This window comes from Telluria sp. ZT3P26, assembly GCF_059686035.1.
Genome location: NZ_JCASII010000008.1, coordinates 43,598 through 58,913, shown reverse-complemented (window position 1 = coordinate 58,913; position 15,316 = coordinate 43,598). Strand labels below are relative to the sequence as shown.

The window sequence follows — 15,316 nt, the reverse complement described above, 5'->3', positions numbered from 1 at the left end:
GTCGTACTGGGACCGATCAGTTATCGGTCAGGTGCTTGTCGGCAGTCGGGTCGATGTCGCCGTCAGCGCCAACCACCGGGACGGCGGTATGGCGATGCTTGTCGTGCAGGCGACCGATGGTGCTGTCGAGTGCGCGGGCCAGTTTGCCGCTGGCGTTGTTGATGGCCTGGTGCAGGTCGTTGGCGTGATCGTGCACGACGATCGGGGCCACGCCGGCCAGACGGGCTTCGAGCATGCAGTGGTTGCCGCCGTCCGCTTTCTTTTCCTTGTTCTCGTCGCTCAGGTGAACGTCGACGCGGGTCACTTGCTCGCTGAAACGACCGATGGAAGCGCGCACGACGGTGTCCACGTGCTCGTCCAGGCCCTGATGCTTGGTGATGGTGTTATCGGTATTGACATTGATCTGCATGGATGGCTCCTGTAATCGTTATGGCTTTATCTTACACGTCCCGCGATTTTTCCAGCGTCCGCACCGTCTACCGTGCTGGGCTTGTCACGAAATCAATTCTGTTGCTTATTTTCAACATTACAATTTATTGCTCGTATTGTAGGAATGCTCCTACTAGAATCGCACCCCCGCATCCAAGATTCTCACCAATTATTTCAGCGCCGCCCAGTGTCAACGGGCGCGGAACCGGCGCCTTACCAGGGTAACGACAATACAATGCATCTGAATCAACTGAACATCGGCCAGCGGCTCGCGCTCGCTTTCGGCCTCGTGCTGGTCCTGCTGGCCATCGTGCTGGCCACCGGCATCCAGAAACTGCAGGCAATGGACAACCTGCTCGTCAAGGTCGTGCAAGGCAATGGCGCGCGCATCGACGCGGCCGGAACCATGCGCGATTCGCTGCGCCGCATCTCGATCGCCATGCGCGACATGACCATCGAGACCGATGCCGCGCAGATGCAGGAGCAGGCGGCAATCATCGCCAACGCGCGCACCAGCTACGACAAAGCCGAAGCGGCGCTCGAACGCCTGCACACGTCGGACGAGGGCCGAGTCATCCATGCGAAGATCGTCTCGAGCCGCAATGCGATGCTGCCCGTAATCGCGCAGGGCCAGACACTGGCGCTGGCCAATGACCTCGAAGGCGCAACCGCTTTTCTGCGTACCCAGTTCGTGCCGACCATGCGGCCCTGGACCAGGGCCATCGACGAGATGGTCGCGCTGCAGCAGCAGCGCAACGTACACGACCAGGCTGTGGGTGGCGAAGCCTATGCCCAGGCCCGCATCATGATGCTGAGCGTGGGCGGCTTTGCGCTGCTGGCATCGATCCTCGTCGCGTGGCGGATCACCCGCTCGATCACGCAGCCCCTGACGCGCGCCGTCGAGGTGGCGCGTACCGTCGCTGCCGGTGACCTGAGCAGCGACATCCGGGTCGATTCGCGTGATGAAACCGGCCAGCTGCTGGCCGCCTTGAAAGACATGAACGCCAACCTGCGCACGATCGTCGGCCAGGTGCGCGACGGCACCGAGACCATCGCCACCGCATCGGACCAGATCGCTACGGGCAACCTCGACCTGTCGGCGCGCACCGAGCAGCAGGCCGGCGCACTGGAAGAGACGGCATCATCGATGGAAGAACTGACCTCGACCGTCAAGCAGAATGCCGAGAACGCCCGTCAGGCCAATGGTCTGGCGCGCTCGGCATCCGATATCGCCACCCGTGGCGGCGTGGTCGTGGCCGACGTGGTCGATACCATGAGCGCCATCCACACATCGGCCAGCAAGATCGTCGACATCATTTCCGTCATTGACGGCATCGCATTCCAGACCAATATCCTGGCCCTGAATGCAGCGGTGGAGGCAGCGCGCGCCGGTGAGCAGGGCCGTGGCTTTGCCGTGGTCGCCAGCGAGGTGCGTAACCTGGCGCAGCGCTCGGCCAGCGCAGCCAAGGAAATCAAGACCCTGATCGACGACTCGGTGACCAAGGTGGGCGAGGGCAGCCGCCTCGTGAGCCAAGCCGGCAGCACCATGGACGAGATCGTGGGCAGCGTCAAGCGCGTGACCGACATCATGGGCGAGATCACGGCCGCCAGCCAGGAACAGGAAAGCGGCATCGAGCAGATCAACCAGGCCATCACCGAAATGGACGCCGTGACCCAGCAGAATGCGGCGCTGGTGGAAGAAGCCGCCGCCGCGGCGGAGTCGCTCAAGGAGCAGTCGGCGCAACTGGCCGCCACGGTCAGCGTGTTCAAGGTCGATGCGACGGACCGTCCCGCGCTGCGTGCGGCGACGGGGCAGCGCGCGCTGGTGCTGCAAGCGGCCTGACCCGGTTGATCAGCTGACCCGGTCTTTTTCCGGCGTCAGCGCCTTCTCGTGATGCGGAAAACGGTCCATCCGTGACAGCACCGGGAACAGCATCGCCCACACGCCCGTCACGACCAGCGTGGCCACGCCACCGAGCAGGATCGCGCGCGTCAAGCCCAGCCAGCCGGCCGTGACGCCGGACTCGAATTCACCGAGTTCGTTCGAGGCGCCGATGAACACCGAGTTCACGGCGCTCACGCGCCCGCGGATGTCGTCGGGCGTTTCGTACTGCACCAGCAGATGCCGGATGTAGACGCTGACCATGTCGCCCACGCCGAGCAGGAACAGCGCGCCGAAGGCAACGGCAAAGTGGTCGGTCAGGCCCAGCACGATCACGCACAGGCCGAACAGGGCGACGCCGCCGAACATCCAGGCGCCGACCCGGCGCGTGATCGGGAACATCACCAGCGCCACCGAACACAGGGCCGCGCCCATGCCCGGCGCGGTGCGCAGAAAGCCCAGGCCGGACGGCCCGGCGCCCAGGATGTCGTGCGCATAGGCCGGCAGCAGGGCGGTGGCCCCGCCGAACAGCACGGCGAACAGGTCGAGCGAAATCGCACCCAGCACGATCGGGCGCGAACGCACGAAGCGCAGGCCTTCGAGCAGCGTGTGCCAGCTGACCGGCGCCTTGTTGATGATCTGCGCAATGGTGCGCGTGTTCGTCATGAGCAGCACCGCCAGCGCGAGTAGCGAGGCGGATGTCATGTGCACCGTCTGCGGTCCCAGCACATAGAGCAGGCCGCCGACGATCGGGCCGAGGATCATCGCCACGTGCATCGTCGAGGAACCCAGCGCCACGGCCTGGCTGAAGTCCCGGTCCGGCACCAGGTTCTTGAGCACCGCCTGCGAGGCCGGCATCATGAAGGCGCGCGCGCTGCCAAACAGCACCAGGATCGCGAACACGGGCCACACCGTCGTGCTGCCGCTGGCCGTGAACGCAATCAGCATCGCGCTGCACAGCAGTTGCACGGCCATGCAGCACAACACGATCAGGCGCCGGTTGTAGCGGTCGGCCACATGGCCGGCCCACAGGATCAGGACCAGGAACGGCGCGAACTGCGCCAGGCCGATCAGGCCCAGGTCGAACAGGCTGCCAGTGATCTGGTACACCTGCCAGCCGATCGCCACGCTCTGCATCTGCACCGCGAAGGTGGCGAGAAAGCGCGCCGACAGGTAGAACGCCAGGTTGCGGTTACGCAGGACACCCAGGCGTCCGGTCGGTGAGATCAGCGGCATGGGCCCTTACTGGTCAGCCAGATCGGCGGCGGTCGTGAACGCGTCGGCGAAAAATTCGTCCTCGGGCAGGCCGCACAGCGCCACGTAGTCGCGACGCGCCGAATCGACCATGACCGGCGCGCCGCAGGCATACACCTGGTGGCCGGACAGGTCGATGATGTCCTGCACGACGGCGGCGTGCACGTAGCCGGTACGGCCCGTCCAGCCATCCTCTGGCAGCGCATCCGAAATCACCGGCACGTAAGTGAAGTCGGGCAGCGTGGTTTCCCAGGCCCGGCAGAGTTCATCCATGTACAGGTCGTGCGGGCGGCGGCCACCCCAGTACAGCGTGACCTTGCGCGTGGACTTCAGGTGCATCAGGTGCTCGACCAGGGCTTTGACCGGCGCGAAGCCGGTGCCGGACGCCAGCAGCACGATCGGCTTGTCGGAATCTTCGCGCAGGAAGAACGTGCCGAGCGGGCCTTCGAAGCGCAGGATGTCGCGCTCTTTCATGGCGCCGAACACGTGGTCGGTGAACAGGCCGCCGGGCAGGTGGCGGATATGCAGTTCGAGCGGGCCTTCGAACGACGGCGCATTCGCAATCGAATACGCGCGGCGCTTGCCGTCCTTGAGCAGGAATTCGATGTACTGCCCGGCGCGGTAGGCCAGCAATTCGTTGGCCGGCAATTGCAGGTTGACGATGGCGACGTCCGCCGCGGCCTTGCGGATGCCGGCGACGCGGGTGGGCATCTTGCGCAGCGGGTAATCCGAGCTGCCGCCCACTTCGCGCGCCTCGATCACCAGGTCGGCCGATGGCATCGCGCAGCAGAACAGCGCCATGCCGGCGGTCTTTTCGATGTCCGGGAGCGCGCGCTGCTGGTAGGGCTTGTGCTCGATGGCGCCATCGAGCACCTTGCCCTTGCACGAGCCGCAGGCGCCGTTCTTGCAGCCATACGGCAGGCCGACGCCGGCGCGGATCGCGGCGGCTAACACGGTTTCATCGGCTTCGCAGCCGAACTGGCTGCCGCTGGGCTGGACGGTGATCTGGAAGGTCATGCGAATGGGGGCGGTTGGACGCGAAAGCGGGTGGTTGGTCGGGTGCGCCGGCATGCGGCGAGAGGCCGCCATTCTACACCGGCCCTTGTTTTACCGGGCGCGCCCTGTGCTACAGTTGCCGCCTCCACGACCCCACGATCTTGCCATGACCATGCCATCCCGTCCCGCTTTTGCCCGTCCGCGCCTGTTGATCATCGGCTGCGGCGACGTCGGCATGCGCCTGTTGCCACTGCTGGCGGGGCGTTTTCGCGTGTTTGCGCTGACCAGCCAGCCGGAGCGCTGCGCCCAGCTGCGCGCTGCCGGCGCGGTGCCGGTCGTTGCGGACCTCGACCAGCCCGCGACGCTGGCGCGGCTGCGCAATCTGGCGCCGTGGGTGCTGCACCTGGCCCCGCCCCAGCCCGACGGCGATACCGACCGCCGCACGCGCCATCTGGTGGCGGCGCTGGGCGCGGTGAGCCGCATCGTGTATGTGAGTACCAGCGGGGTGTACGGCGATTGCGGCGGGGCACTGGTGAAGGAATACCGGCCGGTGGCGCCGAAGAACGGGCGCGCCCGGCGCCGCGTGGACGCCGAGCGCATCCTGCGCGCGTGGGCGCTGATGGCCGGCGCGACGCTGTCGATCCTGCGCGTGCCCGGCATCTATGCCGCCGACCGCCTGCCGCTGCGCCGCCTGGAGCAGGGCACGCCCGCGCTGCGGTTTGAGGATGATGTGTTTACCAACCATATCCACGCCGACGACCTGGCGCGCATCGTGCTGCAGGCGCTGACACGTGGCCGGTCCGGGCGGGTCTATCACGCGGTCGACGACACGCGTCTGAAGATGGCCGATTACTTCGACGCCGTTGCGGACGCCTTCGGCATGCCGCGCTCACCGCGCCTGCCGCGCGCCGAACTGGCGCAGCTGGTCTCGCCCGTACTGCTGTCGTACATGTCCGAGTCGCGCCAGCTCGACAACACGCGTCTGAGGCGCGAACTGCGCGTGCGCCTGCAGTACCCGGACGTCGCCACGGCGCTGGCGCGCCTGCGAGGCTGATCCGGGCAGCTGCCTGGCCCTGCTTATGCGCGCTTGCCGGGCGACGCGCAGAACGCGATCTTGCTGGTCATGATGGCCGGCAGGCCCGGTGAGGCGCAGAAGGCGCTGTCCGCGCCCTTGATGGCCGGTTTGCCGGGATAGGCGCAGAAGGCGTTGTCCGCGCCCTTGATGGCCGGTTTGCCGGGATAGGCGCAGAAGGCGGTGGCAGACGCTGAAGGCGCCGGCTTGCCAGGGTAGGCACAGAAGGCCGTCGCCCCGGCCTGCTTGCCTGGCGAGGCGCAGAACGCAGCGTCGCCCTTGACCACCACACCGAACTCGGCTTCATACAGCGCGCGCATGCGCTCGCCCGCCTGGACATGCTCGCCCTCGGTGCCGGCGGCGATGCCGACATACGGATAGTGATGCAGGAAGAAGCCGAATGCGGCCTCGCAGTCGCGGGCGTACTTCATGGTGTCGAGGATATGGTAGTGCCAGAACGTGTCGACATCGACGGTTGGCGAGGCGCCGGCATCCGGGTACTTTTTCATCAGGAACAGGAAGCGCCGGTATTCGGTCTCGATGGCGTTGGCGCGCGTTTCGGACCAGCCTTCGCCGGATGCGGCGTGCATCAGTTTCAGCTTGATCGGGTTCAGGTCAAGCGCCTCGAAGGCAGCGTATTCGGTATGGGTCGACATCGTGTTCACCTCGTCTGGGGTTGTGGATGGATCGGGGCAGGCGGTCGCTGTCACAGTGTCGGCGTGGAGTATTTCCGTAATGCATTACCGGAACATTCCGGTGGTGTTGACCTGTGACAGACACAACCATTGTCGTGCGGTAGCTCAGCTCAGCAGTTGCGCTAAATCAAACTTGGGGGACATGGCCGAGCGCGAATGAGGATGGCGGCGCCACCCGTCGGGACCAGGGGGGGATGGATCAGGCGGGGATCGGCGCGACCGGGGCGCTGTCGGTGCGCAGGCCGTGCGTGTACGCGTCGTCCGGCACGTCGGCCACCGGGATGCTGACCACGATCGTGGTACCGCCGCTGCCGCTGCTGTTGATCGCGAACGAGCCACCCAGGATGGCAACGCGTTCCTCGATGCCCACCAGGCCGAACGAGCCGTGGCGGTTGCGGCTGCCCGGCTGCAGGCCGACGCCGTTGTCGCGAATCGTCATCGTGAGCATGCCGGCATGCTGGTGCAGCGTGATGCCGACTTCGGTGGCACGCGCGTGGCGCGCCACGTTGTTGAGCGATTCCTGCAGGATGCGGAAGAACGCGGTGGCGCTGTTGTCGTCGATGCGGTGCTCGCCATCGTCGTCCACCAGCTCGCACGTGATGCCGGTGCGGCGCGCGAAGTCGGCCACCTGCCAGTCGACGGCCGCCGACAGGCCCAGGTCGAGCACGTTCGGCCGCAGGTCATTGATGATCTGGCGCACGCTGCGGATCGTGACGTCGATCTGGCGCACCGTGGCAGCGGCGCGCGCGTGCAGGCGCTGCTGCGCGCCGCGCGTGCGGTTGGCCAGCAGCTCGGCTTCGATCTTCAGCGCCAGCAGGTTCTGCGCCAGGTCGTCATGGATTTCGCGCGCAATGCGCTTGCGCTCGCCTTCCTTGATCTGCTCCGCGTGCGCTGCCAGCAGGCGCAGTTTTTCATGGCTGGCCTGCAGCTTGGTCTGCGAGGCGCGCAGCTCGCGCGTCATGTCCTCGGCCATGCGCAGCGCGTTGCGGCGCGACGAGGCCAGCGTCTGGAACAGTGCGTAGAGCAGCGCGGTGGTCATGCCGGCCGCAAGCGCCGCCAGCCACGGGTAATACAGGTCGAAGCGGGTGTACATGTCGGATCTGGGAATGCTGAAGTCGGCGCGCCAGATGCGCTGGTTGAATTCGATGGGCAGGCTGGCCGCGAAGAGCCCGTCGCCGGCCCGCGGCGGCGCCGGGTTGGGCTGCGTGCTCGTGGCCAGGCTGTCGTACAGCACGGCGCGCGGCGGCACCTCGCCCGGTTCGGGCGCCAGCGCGGTCAGCTCGGTCAGCACCAGGCGCACGCCCTTGACGGGAAATTCATCGAGAACACCGGCCACCAGCGGCGAAATGCCGAGACCAAGACCGGCCGAACCGATATACGCCAGGCGCCGTTCCTCCACGCTGTTGTTGGGCAGGTCGCTGCGGTAGACCGGCAGGCGCAGCGCCAGCGCGCTCTGGTTGGGCCCGGGCCGCAGGGCGATGCGGGTGCCCGAGGCGCTCGAGCTGCCGGTGTCGCGCGACACGGCCAGCGAACGCCGCGTCGTGCCGCGCGCTTCCAGGTCCAGGCCCAGCCGGTCGAGCAGGTTCGGCGGCAGCGGTTCCATGTAGACCAGCACCGTGTAGGTGTCGCGATCCGGCGCCGTCAGCAAGGGCGTGTGCACGACGCCGCGTCGCGCCAGTCGCTTTTGCAACTCGTCGTTCAGCGCGGGCAGGCCGTCGGCGCGCACCGCGCGCGCATAGTTGATGTTGACGATCCCGGGGAAGTGGCGCTTGATGTCGAGTTCACCGACATACTGGTGGAACCGGGCCGCGCTGGTATCGGGTTCGGCGCGAAACAGGCCGGCGACCCCGCGCAGCACGTCGCTGTAGCTCTTGATCCGGGCGTCGATATTGTTCTGGGCAGCGCGCGCCATGGCGCGAAAGCGTGTCTGCGCATCGCTTTCGATCGCGCCGGACGTCGCACAATAGGCGCCGGCCCCGAACGCCAGCGACAGCGCGATGCCGACGAGCATGGCGGCGGGAATCACGGTCGCGGGTCGGCGGTCTGGGTGCATGGGGGATCTCACGATCGTGAGGGGGGTTATGGTCGCGCGCGCGGAGGATGGTTCCACGCTAAGCATTGTCGGCGTTCACCGTAGCTAGCAGGTTTACTAGGTTTGGCAAGATGGCGCGCCCCGTGATACAAAAACGGCGCCCGGCTCGTTGCGAGCGGGGCGCCGTGGGACAGTGGGCGTGAGGCCGGCTTAGTTGAAGCTCAGCCCGTTGTTGCTGGCGTTACTGACTTTCTTGCCCTTCAGGTCGACCGTGAAATGGTCGCTCGGCTTGGCCGAACCAAGACCCTTGAGGATCGCGAAGACGCCCTTGAACTGCTGCTGGAACGGCACGTGCACGGGGTTCTGGTCGGACGGCTTGTCGCCGATGCGCACGATCGGCGCTGGAGAGGCAGGGAACGCTGCCATCAGCACCTTGTACTGGTTCACGCGCGCCTGGCCCATGTCGCGCAGGGCCAGTTCACCTGCATACACGGTGCGGTGGAAGTCGCCGTAGAACGCGTACGGGGTGAGGTTCGCGAAGTCGTCCAGGCGCAGGCCGGCGGCCGTGGCCAGGCGGTCAGCGCGCACGGTGGCTTCCTGCCAGTCGGTGGCCAGCGTCGAGGCGGCAACCGTGCTGGTTGCCGGCGTGCCGGCGGCGGCGCACGCGGCGGTCAAGGGCAGGATGCCGGGCGCGTCTTTCAGTTGCGCCAGCGTGACCTTCGTCTGCAACTGCGACAGGATCAGCATCTGCTTGCCGTTCAGGGCCATCGCGGCTTCTTTCATCTCGCACGGCCAGTATTCGTCCATGAAGCGCAGGCGCGACAGTTCGCCGAAGTACTGGTGCGTGAATTCGCCATACGAGCGGGTGTCGAGGATGCTGCGGTCCCAGCGCTTGGCGACATCGGCGACCACCGAACTGCCCTTGAGGTAATCGTTTTCGACGACGTAATGCGGGAACAGTTCGGCAAAGCGTGGCACCGTCGACAGCGGCATGGTCTGGACGTCGATCGTCTCGGCATCCTTGTAGGTGACGACCTTGTAGGCGGCGCCATACACGGCCAGCGACGGCGACTGCACGTTGACGAGGTAGTTGCCGCTGCCGTCAGTATGGTCGTTGGTACCGTTGAAGTGCATGTGGCCGCCCACGTGCAGGCGCAGGCCCGTGGCCGCCACGGCGTTCGCCACGCTCGCGTCCGGCACGCGCGCCGTCTGGAACGCGCCGGACTTGAACACGTCCTTCATGGCCTGCGTCTGGTTGGCGTAGAAGTCCATGGTCGGGTAGTGCGAGAAGGCCATCAGCTGCTTGCCTTCGGCCTTGGCGCGCACGGCGACCGACTTGATGTAGTCCATCAGGAACATCTTGTGGGTGATCACCTTGTTCCAGCCAGCGTTGCCGGCGCCATCGAAGCCCTTGAAGCTGGTCGGGTTGGCAGGGTCGAACTTCGCGTTCGGCACGAACACGTTGGCGTCGATCGACAGCAGCCACAGGCCCTTGACCGGCTCGACCAGGTAGGTGGTGTCAATCAGCTTCGTGCATTTGGTGAAGGCTTTGCCGAGCTTGGCCTCACCAGCGGCCTTGTAGGCGCCGCCCGAGCCTTCGGCGCAGATTTCGAATTCGCGGCTCTTGCCGCTGGACTGCGCCAGCGCCGCGTCATACGTGTACTTGCCGGCGTCGTACTTGCTGAACGGGGTTTCCCACAACAGGTCGGCCTTGTTCGGCATGAAGCCGAATTCGCCCATCTTGACCATCAGGCGTTCGGTGCCTTGCTCCATGACCTGGTCGGTGCAGATCACCGTCGGGTCCTTGGCCAGGCACGCCGGATTGCCGGTGGCGTAGATTTTCTGTTCCTTGCCGTCCTTGGTCAGAAAGTCGTTCTTGCCCGCTTCGTTATCGTCGAACGGCTCGACAGGGTCGTGGTTGCCGGGCGCAATGAAAAAGCGCATGCCCTTGGCCTGGTACTGCTTCATGATCTCGGCGATGCCGTCGACGTTCATCGGCTGGGCGTCGTCGGTATAGTCGCCCGGCAGCGCGACAACGCGAATGCCCTTGGCATAGGCGTCGTCGAGTGCGGCGTAGAAGGCGAAGTAATTTTCGTTGAACAGGCGCGTGGACGTCAGCTGCGCATACATCGTGCGGATGGTCGCATTTTTGCCGTCCTTGGTTGGGATGCCGGCGAACTGGCTGCTCTTGAAGTCGCCGTAGACATTCTGGAAGTGGACGTCGCTCATGAAGGCGACGGCGGTACTCACCGGGGCAGGTGCCGGCGCCGGGTTCTGTACCACCGGCGGCGTGACGGCGACAGGCGTGTCGCTGTCACCGGGACTGCAGCCTGCCAGCACGGCCAGCAGGGAAAGCGCCGCGCAGGCGGCGGCGCGGTGATGCATTGGACGGGTCATGCAATTACTCCGGTCAACAAGATGCCCGGAGGATGACATCATTGCATGACCGGATGGTTACATGGGTCAGCCCTTATTTGCCCCAGCTGTCCTTGAGCGTCGTCACCCGGTTGAAGACGGGCTTGCCCGGCGTCGAATCGACGCGGTCGGCCACGAAGTAGCCGTGACGCTCGAACTGGAAGCGCTGGTCGCCCACGGCGTCTTTCAGGCCCGGCTCCAGATACGCGGTGATCGTCTCGAGCGCATTCGGATTGAGCACCGTCTTGAAGTCCTTGCCGCCGGCATCCGGCTGCGGGTCCAGGAACAGGCGGTCGTACAGGCGCACTTCGGCTTCCAGCGCACTGGCGGCGCTGACCCACGTGATGTTGCCCTTGACCTTGTAGTTGTCCGCGCCCGGCGTGCCCGACTTCGAATCCTCGAAGTATTTCACGTGGACGGCCGTGACCTTGCCATCGGCATCCTTGTCGAAGCCCGTGCACTCGACCACGTAGCCGTACTTCAGGCGCACGCGGCTGCCCGGCAGGTCACCCTGCGGCGGCGTGAAGCGGAAATAGCCTTTCACCGGCGTTTCCATGAAGTCTTCCTGCTCGATCCACAGTTCACGCGTGAACGGGAAGGTGCGCTTGCCCATCTCGGGATGGTGTGGGTGCACGGGCGAGCTGCACTCGTGCGACTCGCCTTCGGGGAAGTTGTCGACGATGAGTTTCAAAGGACGCAGAACGGCAATCGCGCGCGGCGCCTTCGGGTCCAGATCATCACGCAGCGCGCCTTCCAGCGTGCTCATGTCGATCCAGCCGTCGGCCTTCGACACGCCGATGCGCTCGCAGAACAGCTGCAGCGATTCCGGCGTATAGCCGCGGCGGCGCAGGCCGACGATGGTCGGCATGCGCGGATCGTCCCAACCGGTGACGGTGCCGTCGTCGACCAGCGCGCGCAGCTTGCGCTTGGAGGTCACGACATACGTCAGGTTCAGGCGCGCGAATTCGTACTGGCGCGGCACCGGGCGCTCGAAGAAGCCGCCTTCGGCCAGCGTCTCGACCAGCCAGTCGTAGAACGGGCGGTGATCCTGGAATTCCAGCGTGCACAGCGAGTGCGTGATGTGTTCGATCGCATCCGAGATCGGGTGCGTGTAGTCGTACATCGGGTAGATGCACCAGGCGTCGCCCGTGCGGTGATGATGCGCATGGCGGATGCGGTACAGGGCCGGATCGCGGTTCGTCATGATCGGCGACGACATCGCGTCTTCGCTCATCTTTGCGCGCAGGATGTGTTCGCCATCCTTGTACTTGCCGGCTTTCATGTCGCGGAACAGCTGCAGCGATTCTTCCACCGGGCGGTCGCGGAAGCGCGAGTTGGTGCCCAGCGTGCCGAAATTGCCGCGGTTCTTCGCCATCTCTTCGGCGCTCTGGCTGTCGACGTAGGCCTTGCCATTCTGGATCAGGTACTCGGCCATTGCGTACAGCTGGTCGAAGTAGTCGCTGGCGTAGTACAGGTGCTCCTGGCCCTCCTGCTGCCACGAGAAACCGAGCCACTTGACGCTGTCGATGATCGTGTCGACGTATTCCTGGTCTTCCTTCTCGGGATTGGTGTCGTCGAAACGCAGGTGGCACAGGCCGCCGTAGTCGCGCGCCAGGCCGAAGTTCAGGCAGATCGATTTGGCGTGGCCAATGTGCAGGTAGCCGTTTGGCTCCGGCGGGAAGCGCGTGATCACGGGCGGCAGGCCCTCACGGGCATGCGTGCCGGCGGCCAGGTCGGATTCGACGATGGCACGCACAAAGTTCGACGACGGTGCGTTGCCCGGCGCCGGGGAATTCTTGTCGTTGCTCATGAGATAGTTCTGGGAGGGTAAGTTGTCGGGCATTTTACCGTAGACGGCGACCCTGTAGCATGCCCTTGTCGTTCCCCGGCCCGCCACTGCGGCCAGCCGGCAAAAGCAGGCGCCTGCGCCCCGCCGAACCTGTTCTATAGGATAATCCCCGTTTAACGCGTAATTCAATGCCAGACGGCGGATGCCGGGAGAGTTTCTGTTGGAAAATTTATATGCGATCCTCGGCGTGGCCCCGAATGCCACCGACGACGAGATCAAGAAGGTCTACCGCTCACTGGCCATGCGCTATCACCCGGACCGCAACCAGGCGCCGGGGGCCGAGGCGCGCTTCAAGGCCGTGAGCAAGGCCTACGAGATCCTGTCTGACCGGGCCAGGCGCGACGAATACAACCAGAGCCTGAACCACCGCATCGTGCTCGATGCCGAAGCCGAAGCCTTCGAGCTGTGGCGCTCGCTGTTCGCCCTGAACGGCGTCAACCTGCCTGCGCACTGACGCCCGGGCCGCCCGTGCGCCCCGCCAAACACATCTACAGGACACATAATGAAAAACGTACATCCCGAATTCTCTTTCCAGTCGCGTGAACTGGAAGGCCAGATCGAGGGCACCCTGGGCGACCCGCCCAACCGCAAGAACTACGACATGATGGTCAATGCGCTGGTGTCGGAATACGCCGACGGCGGCGGCATCGACGACGTCAACATGATGGCCTTCGCGCTGGTCGACAAGATCCGCTTCCTGGACGCCAAGGGCCTGATGGGCGAAGCGCTGGACTACGCCGACGGTGACCCGGCGAAGGTGTTCGCGATGGCCGAGTGCACGGGCGACGACGGCGCCAAAATGTACGAAGCGATGACGACCAACTTCCCGGAACTGGCACGCCAGGCGATCATCACCGCGTTCCTGTTCAAGAACCAGAATCGCTGGGACGATGAAGACCAGTCGCTCGAGCAGCTGGGCCGCAACGATGACGGCGACGATGTCGACGAAGACGGCGAAGCCACCGACGACTTCAGCGGCCTGTTCGACGAAGGAGACCGCGATGAGCGATGACACCGGCAGCAAGAACGAACACCTGCCAGCGCTGACGCAGCAGGTGGGCGACCTGGTGCTGGCCGGCTCGCTCGACCACGCCGAAGAGGTGTTCTCGAAAGCGGCCGACGAGCACGGTGACTACGCCGTGGCGCAGGTGCTGAGCGACCTGCCACCGCAAGTGACGGCGCTGCACCTGGCCGGCTTTGACGGCGGCAAGACGTCGCTGGCCACGATGCTGGTCCCGCCCAAGGCCTGGGCCGACAGCCTGGCCTACATCGCCGCGACCTGGCCCGACAACCTGATCGAGGACGATCCCGAACGCATCGCCGAAAACCTGTTCAACCACGTCCATGGCGTGGTGTATGCGCAGGACGACGAAGAGCGTCGCAACGAGCTGCTCGAAGCGGCGTCCGCCACCGACCATGGCGCGACGATCTTCGCGATCATGTGGTCGCTGGCCCCGCGCGAAATCCTCGAAGTGGCGGGCGAAATCCTGTCCAAGGGGCGCTACGTGAGCGGCCAGACGAGCGCCGACAGCGACATCGTGCCGCTGGCAGTTGACCTGGCCAAGGCCAGCGAAGATGGCTGGGAGCGTTCGCTGCTGGAACTGTTCCCGGAATTCCGCCACAGCGCCGAGATGGCCGAGATCGAACTGCCGGATGATCCGGACGAAGAGTCCGAGTTCATGCAGCGTTCGACCCGCGACCTGTTGCTGCGCCTGCGCAAGCAGGTGCCGTCGGTGCGCAGCATGCCGCGCCGCAGCCCGCGCCGCAGCCTGGGTTCGGACATCTTTTCGTGACGGCAGGCCCCAGCATGTTGCCTGCCATTGTCATTGAAAAGCCGCCCCGGCTGATCCGGGCGATCCGGCTGCTGCCGGTGGACGCCACGCCGGATGAAGCGGCGATCCTGGCCGACGAACTGTCCGGGATCACCGCCATGGTGGCCGAAAAGTTCACCAACGACCGCACCGCCGAAGGTATCGGGCGCGCATTGCTGCTGACCGTCGGCGGCATCTCGCTGGGTCTCGAACACCTGATCCAGACCGAGGAAGAGGGCGACCTCGATGCGCTCGACATCCTGATCGGGGAGGGCGCCGAGCACGCGTTCCAGGCCGGCTTTCGCCTGATCCGCGAGCTGGCCGCGCTGCCCGAGGACAGCCTGGTGAGCGAGTACGATCTGGATCCGGTCTATGCGCAGCGGCGCCTGAAAGAATTGTTCGTCGACATCTGCACGGCCGATCCGGGCGAAACCTGGTCGGGCTACGAGCGCTATCTGGGCCAGGTGCGCCAGCGCCAGGAAGTCCAGGCGGTCGTTAAAGCCGCCGAGTGGCTGCGCAAGCACCACTACGAAGGCGCGGTCGTCGATCCGGACCTGAATGCCGAAGGCGTGATCGCGATGGCGGTCATTTTTGCGGCCGAAGGCGGCGCGCGCATCACGGCGCGCACCGGCCAGCGCGAGTTCGAACGCTTCGTCAAGGCGCTGCGCAAGCACAATCCCGATTTCGAGGCCGGCTGGGCCGAACTGATGGCCCGTGTGCCGCCGGCGCACCAGCCGGTCATTGCCGCGCGCATCGCGACCTACCGCGCCAGTTGCACGGTGCTGCAACTGATTGGCACGACGGCGACGATGAAGCAGCTGTTCGCCGAAATGGAAAATTACGCCGGGTCGGAGCTCGATCCCGAGTATCCGTGAAGGCTG

General features: G+C 65.5%; 13 protein-coding genes. 6 read left to right on the top strand and 7 right to left on the bottom strand.

The window, feature by feature from the left end:
- Positions 1 to 16: 16 nt before the first annotated feature.
- Positions 17 to 409 (bottom strand): HPF/RaiA family ribosome-associated protein, encoded by a 393-nt coding sequence (locus tag AC56LN_RS21670; protein WP_499574651.1) that lies wholly within the window; start codon positions 407 to 409, stop codon positions 17 to 19.
- Positions 410 to 664: 255 nt separating this feature from the next.
- Between AC56LN_RS21670 and AC56LN_RS21665 the strand changes: the two genes are divergently transcribed.
- Complete coding sequence (locus AC56LN_RS21665; RefSeq protein WP_499574650.1) at positions 665 to 2,272, top strand: methyl-accepting chemotaxis protein; 1,608 nt, start codon at positions 665 to 667, stop codon at positions 2,270 to 2,272.
- Positions 2,273 to 2,281: 9 nt separating this feature from the next.
- On the opposite strand, the gene AC56LN_RS21660 is transcribed toward AC56LN_RS21665, so the two are convergent.
- Positions 2,282 to 3,547 (bottom strand): MFS transporter, encoded by a 1,266-nt coding sequence (locus AC56LN_RS21660; protein WP_499574649.1) that lies wholly within the window; start codon positions 3,545 to 3,547, stop codon positions 2,282 to 2,284.
- Between the two features lie 6 nt (positions 3,548 to 3,553).
- Positions 3,554 to 4,582, bottom strand: coding sequence for a CDP-6-deoxy-delta-3,4-glucoseen reductase (locus AC56LN_RS21655; RefSeq protein ID WP_499574702.1), 1,029 nt, complete (start codon positions 4,580 to 4,582; stop codon positions 3,554 to 3,556).
- A 151-nt stretch (positions 4,583 to 4,733) separates the two neighbouring features.
- On the opposite strand from AC56LN_RS21655, the gene AC56LN_RS21650 reads away from it, so the two are divergent.
- On the top strand, positions 4,734 to 5,615 hold the full coding sequence (locus AC56LN_RS21650; protein ID WP_499574701.1) for an NAD(P)H-binding protein: 882 nt from the start codon (positions 4,734 to 4,736) through the stop codon (positions 5,613 to 5,615).
- A gap of 23 nt (positions 5,616 to 5,638) precedes the next feature.
- Here AC56LN_RS21650 and AC56LN_RS21645 read toward each other — a convergent pair whose 3' ends face one another.
- The 4 genes from AC56LN_RS21645 to AC56LN_RS21630 all read right to left on the bottom strand — a co-directional run bounded on the left by AC56LN_RS21645 (position 5,639) and on the right by AC56LN_RS21630 (position 12,585).
- The gene (locus tag AC56LN_RS21645) at positions 5,639 to 6,289 is read right to left on the bottom strand and encodes a glycine-rich domain-containing protein (RefSeq protein ID WP_499574648.1); all 651 of its coding nucleotides are present in this window, start codon (positions 6,287 to 6,289) and stop codon (positions 5,639 to 5,641) included.
- 238 nt (positions 6,290 to 6,527) lie between these two features.
- Entirely contained in the window at positions 6,528 to 8,381 is a 1,854-nt protein-coding gene (locus tag AC56LN_RS21640; protein WP_499574647.1) for a sensor histidine kinase, read from the bottom strand.
- A 189-nt stretch (positions 8,382 to 8,570) separates the two neighbouring features.
- Positions 8,571 to 10,757, bottom strand: coding sequence for a metallophosphoesterase (locus tag AC56LN_RS21635; RefSeq protein ID WP_499574646.1), 2,187 nt, complete (start codon positions 10,755 to 10,757; stop codon positions 8,571 to 8,573).
- 73 nt (positions 10,758 to 10,830) lie between these two features.
- Entirely contained in the window at positions 10,831 to 12,585 is a 1,755-nt protein-coding gene (locus AC56LN_RS21630; RefSeq protein ID WP_499574645.1) for a glutamine--tRNA ligase/YqeY domain fusion protein, read from the bottom strand.
- Positions 12,586 to 12,784: 199 nt separating this feature from the next.
- Here AC56LN_RS21630 and AC56LN_RS21625 point away from each other — a divergent pair, with 199 nt between their 5' ends.
- The 4 genes from AC56LN_RS21625 to AC56LN_RS21610 are packed head-to-tail and all read left to right on the top strand — an operon-like array spanning position 12,785 to position 15,310.
- Entirely contained in the window at positions 12,785 to 13,078 is a 294-nt protein-coding gene (locus AC56LN_RS21625; RefSeq protein WP_332530403.1) for a DnaJ domain-containing protein, read from the top strand.
- Positions 13,079 to 13,126: 48 nt separating this feature from the next.
- The gene (locus AC56LN_RS21620) at positions 13,127 to 13,636 is read left to right on the top strand and encodes a hypothetical protein (RefSeq protein WP_332530404.1); all 510 of its coding nucleotides are present in this window, start codon (positions 13,127 to 13,129) and stop codon (positions 13,634 to 13,636) included.
- Positions 13,626 to 14,417, top strand: coding sequence for a hypothetical protein (locus tag AC56LN_RS21615; RefSeq protein WP_183549872.1), 792 nt, complete (start codon positions 13,626 to 13,628; stop codon positions 14,415 to 14,417). The genes AC56LN_RS21620 and AC56LN_RS21615 overlap by 11 nt, the downstream gene beginning before the upstream one ends.
- Before the next feature lie 14 nt (positions 14,418 to 14,431).
- Positions 14,432 to 15,310, top strand: a complete 879-nt coding sequence (locus AC56LN_RS21610) for a hypothetical protein (protein WP_482897815.1) — start codon at positions 14,432 to 14,434, stop codon at positions 15,308 to 15,310.
- Positions 15,311 to 15,316 lie beyond the last annotated feature (6 nt).

Coding starts and splice junctions, on each gene's coding strand:
- AC56LN_RS21670 (WP_499574651.1), bottom strand. CDS start 409: ATGCAGATCAATGTCAATACCGATAACACCATCACCAAGCATCAGGGC.
- AC56LN_RS21665 (WP_499574650.1), top strand. CDS start 665: ATGCATCTGAATCAACTGAACATCGGCCAGCGGCTCGCGCTCGCTTTC.
- AC56LN_RS21660 (WP_499574649.1), bottom strand. CDS start 3,547: ATGCCGCTGATCTCACCGACCGGACGCCTGGGTGTCCTGCGTAACCGC.
- AC56LN_RS21655 (WP_499574702.1), bottom strand. CDS start 4,582: ATGACCTTCCAGATCACCGTCCAGCCCAGCGGCAGCCAGTTCGGCTGC.
- AC56LN_RS21650 (WP_499574701.1), top strand. CDS start 4,734: ATGCCATCCCGTCCCGCTTTTGCCCGTCCGCGCCTGTTGATCATCGGC.
- AC56LN_RS21645 (WP_499574648.1), bottom strand. CDS start 6,289: ATGTCGACCCATACCGAATACGCTGCCTTCGAGGCGCTTGACCTGAAC.
- AC56LN_RS21640 (WP_499574647.1), bottom strand. CDS start 8,381: ATGCACCCAGACCGCCGACCCGCGACCGTGATTCCCGCCGCCATGCTC.
- AC56LN_RS21635 (WP_499574646.1), bottom strand. CDS start 10,757: ATGACCCGTCCAATGCATCACCGCGCCGCCGCCTGCGCGGCGCTTTCC.
- AC56LN_RS21630 (WP_499574645.1), bottom strand. CDS start 12,585: ATGAGCAACGACAAGAATTCCCCGGCGCCGGGCAACGCACCGTCGTCG.
- AC56LN_RS21620 (WP_332530404.1), top strand. CDS start 13,127: ATGAAAAACGTACATCCCGAATTCTCTTTCCAGTCGCGTGAACTGGAA.
- AC56LN_RS21615 (WP_183549872.1), top strand. CDS start 13,626: ATGAGCGATGACACCGGCAGCAAGAACGAACACCTGCCAGCGCTGACG.
- AC56LN_RS21610 (WP_482897815.1), top strand. CDS start 14,432: ATGTTGCCTGCCATTGTCATTGAAAAGCCGCCCCGGCTGATCCGGGCG.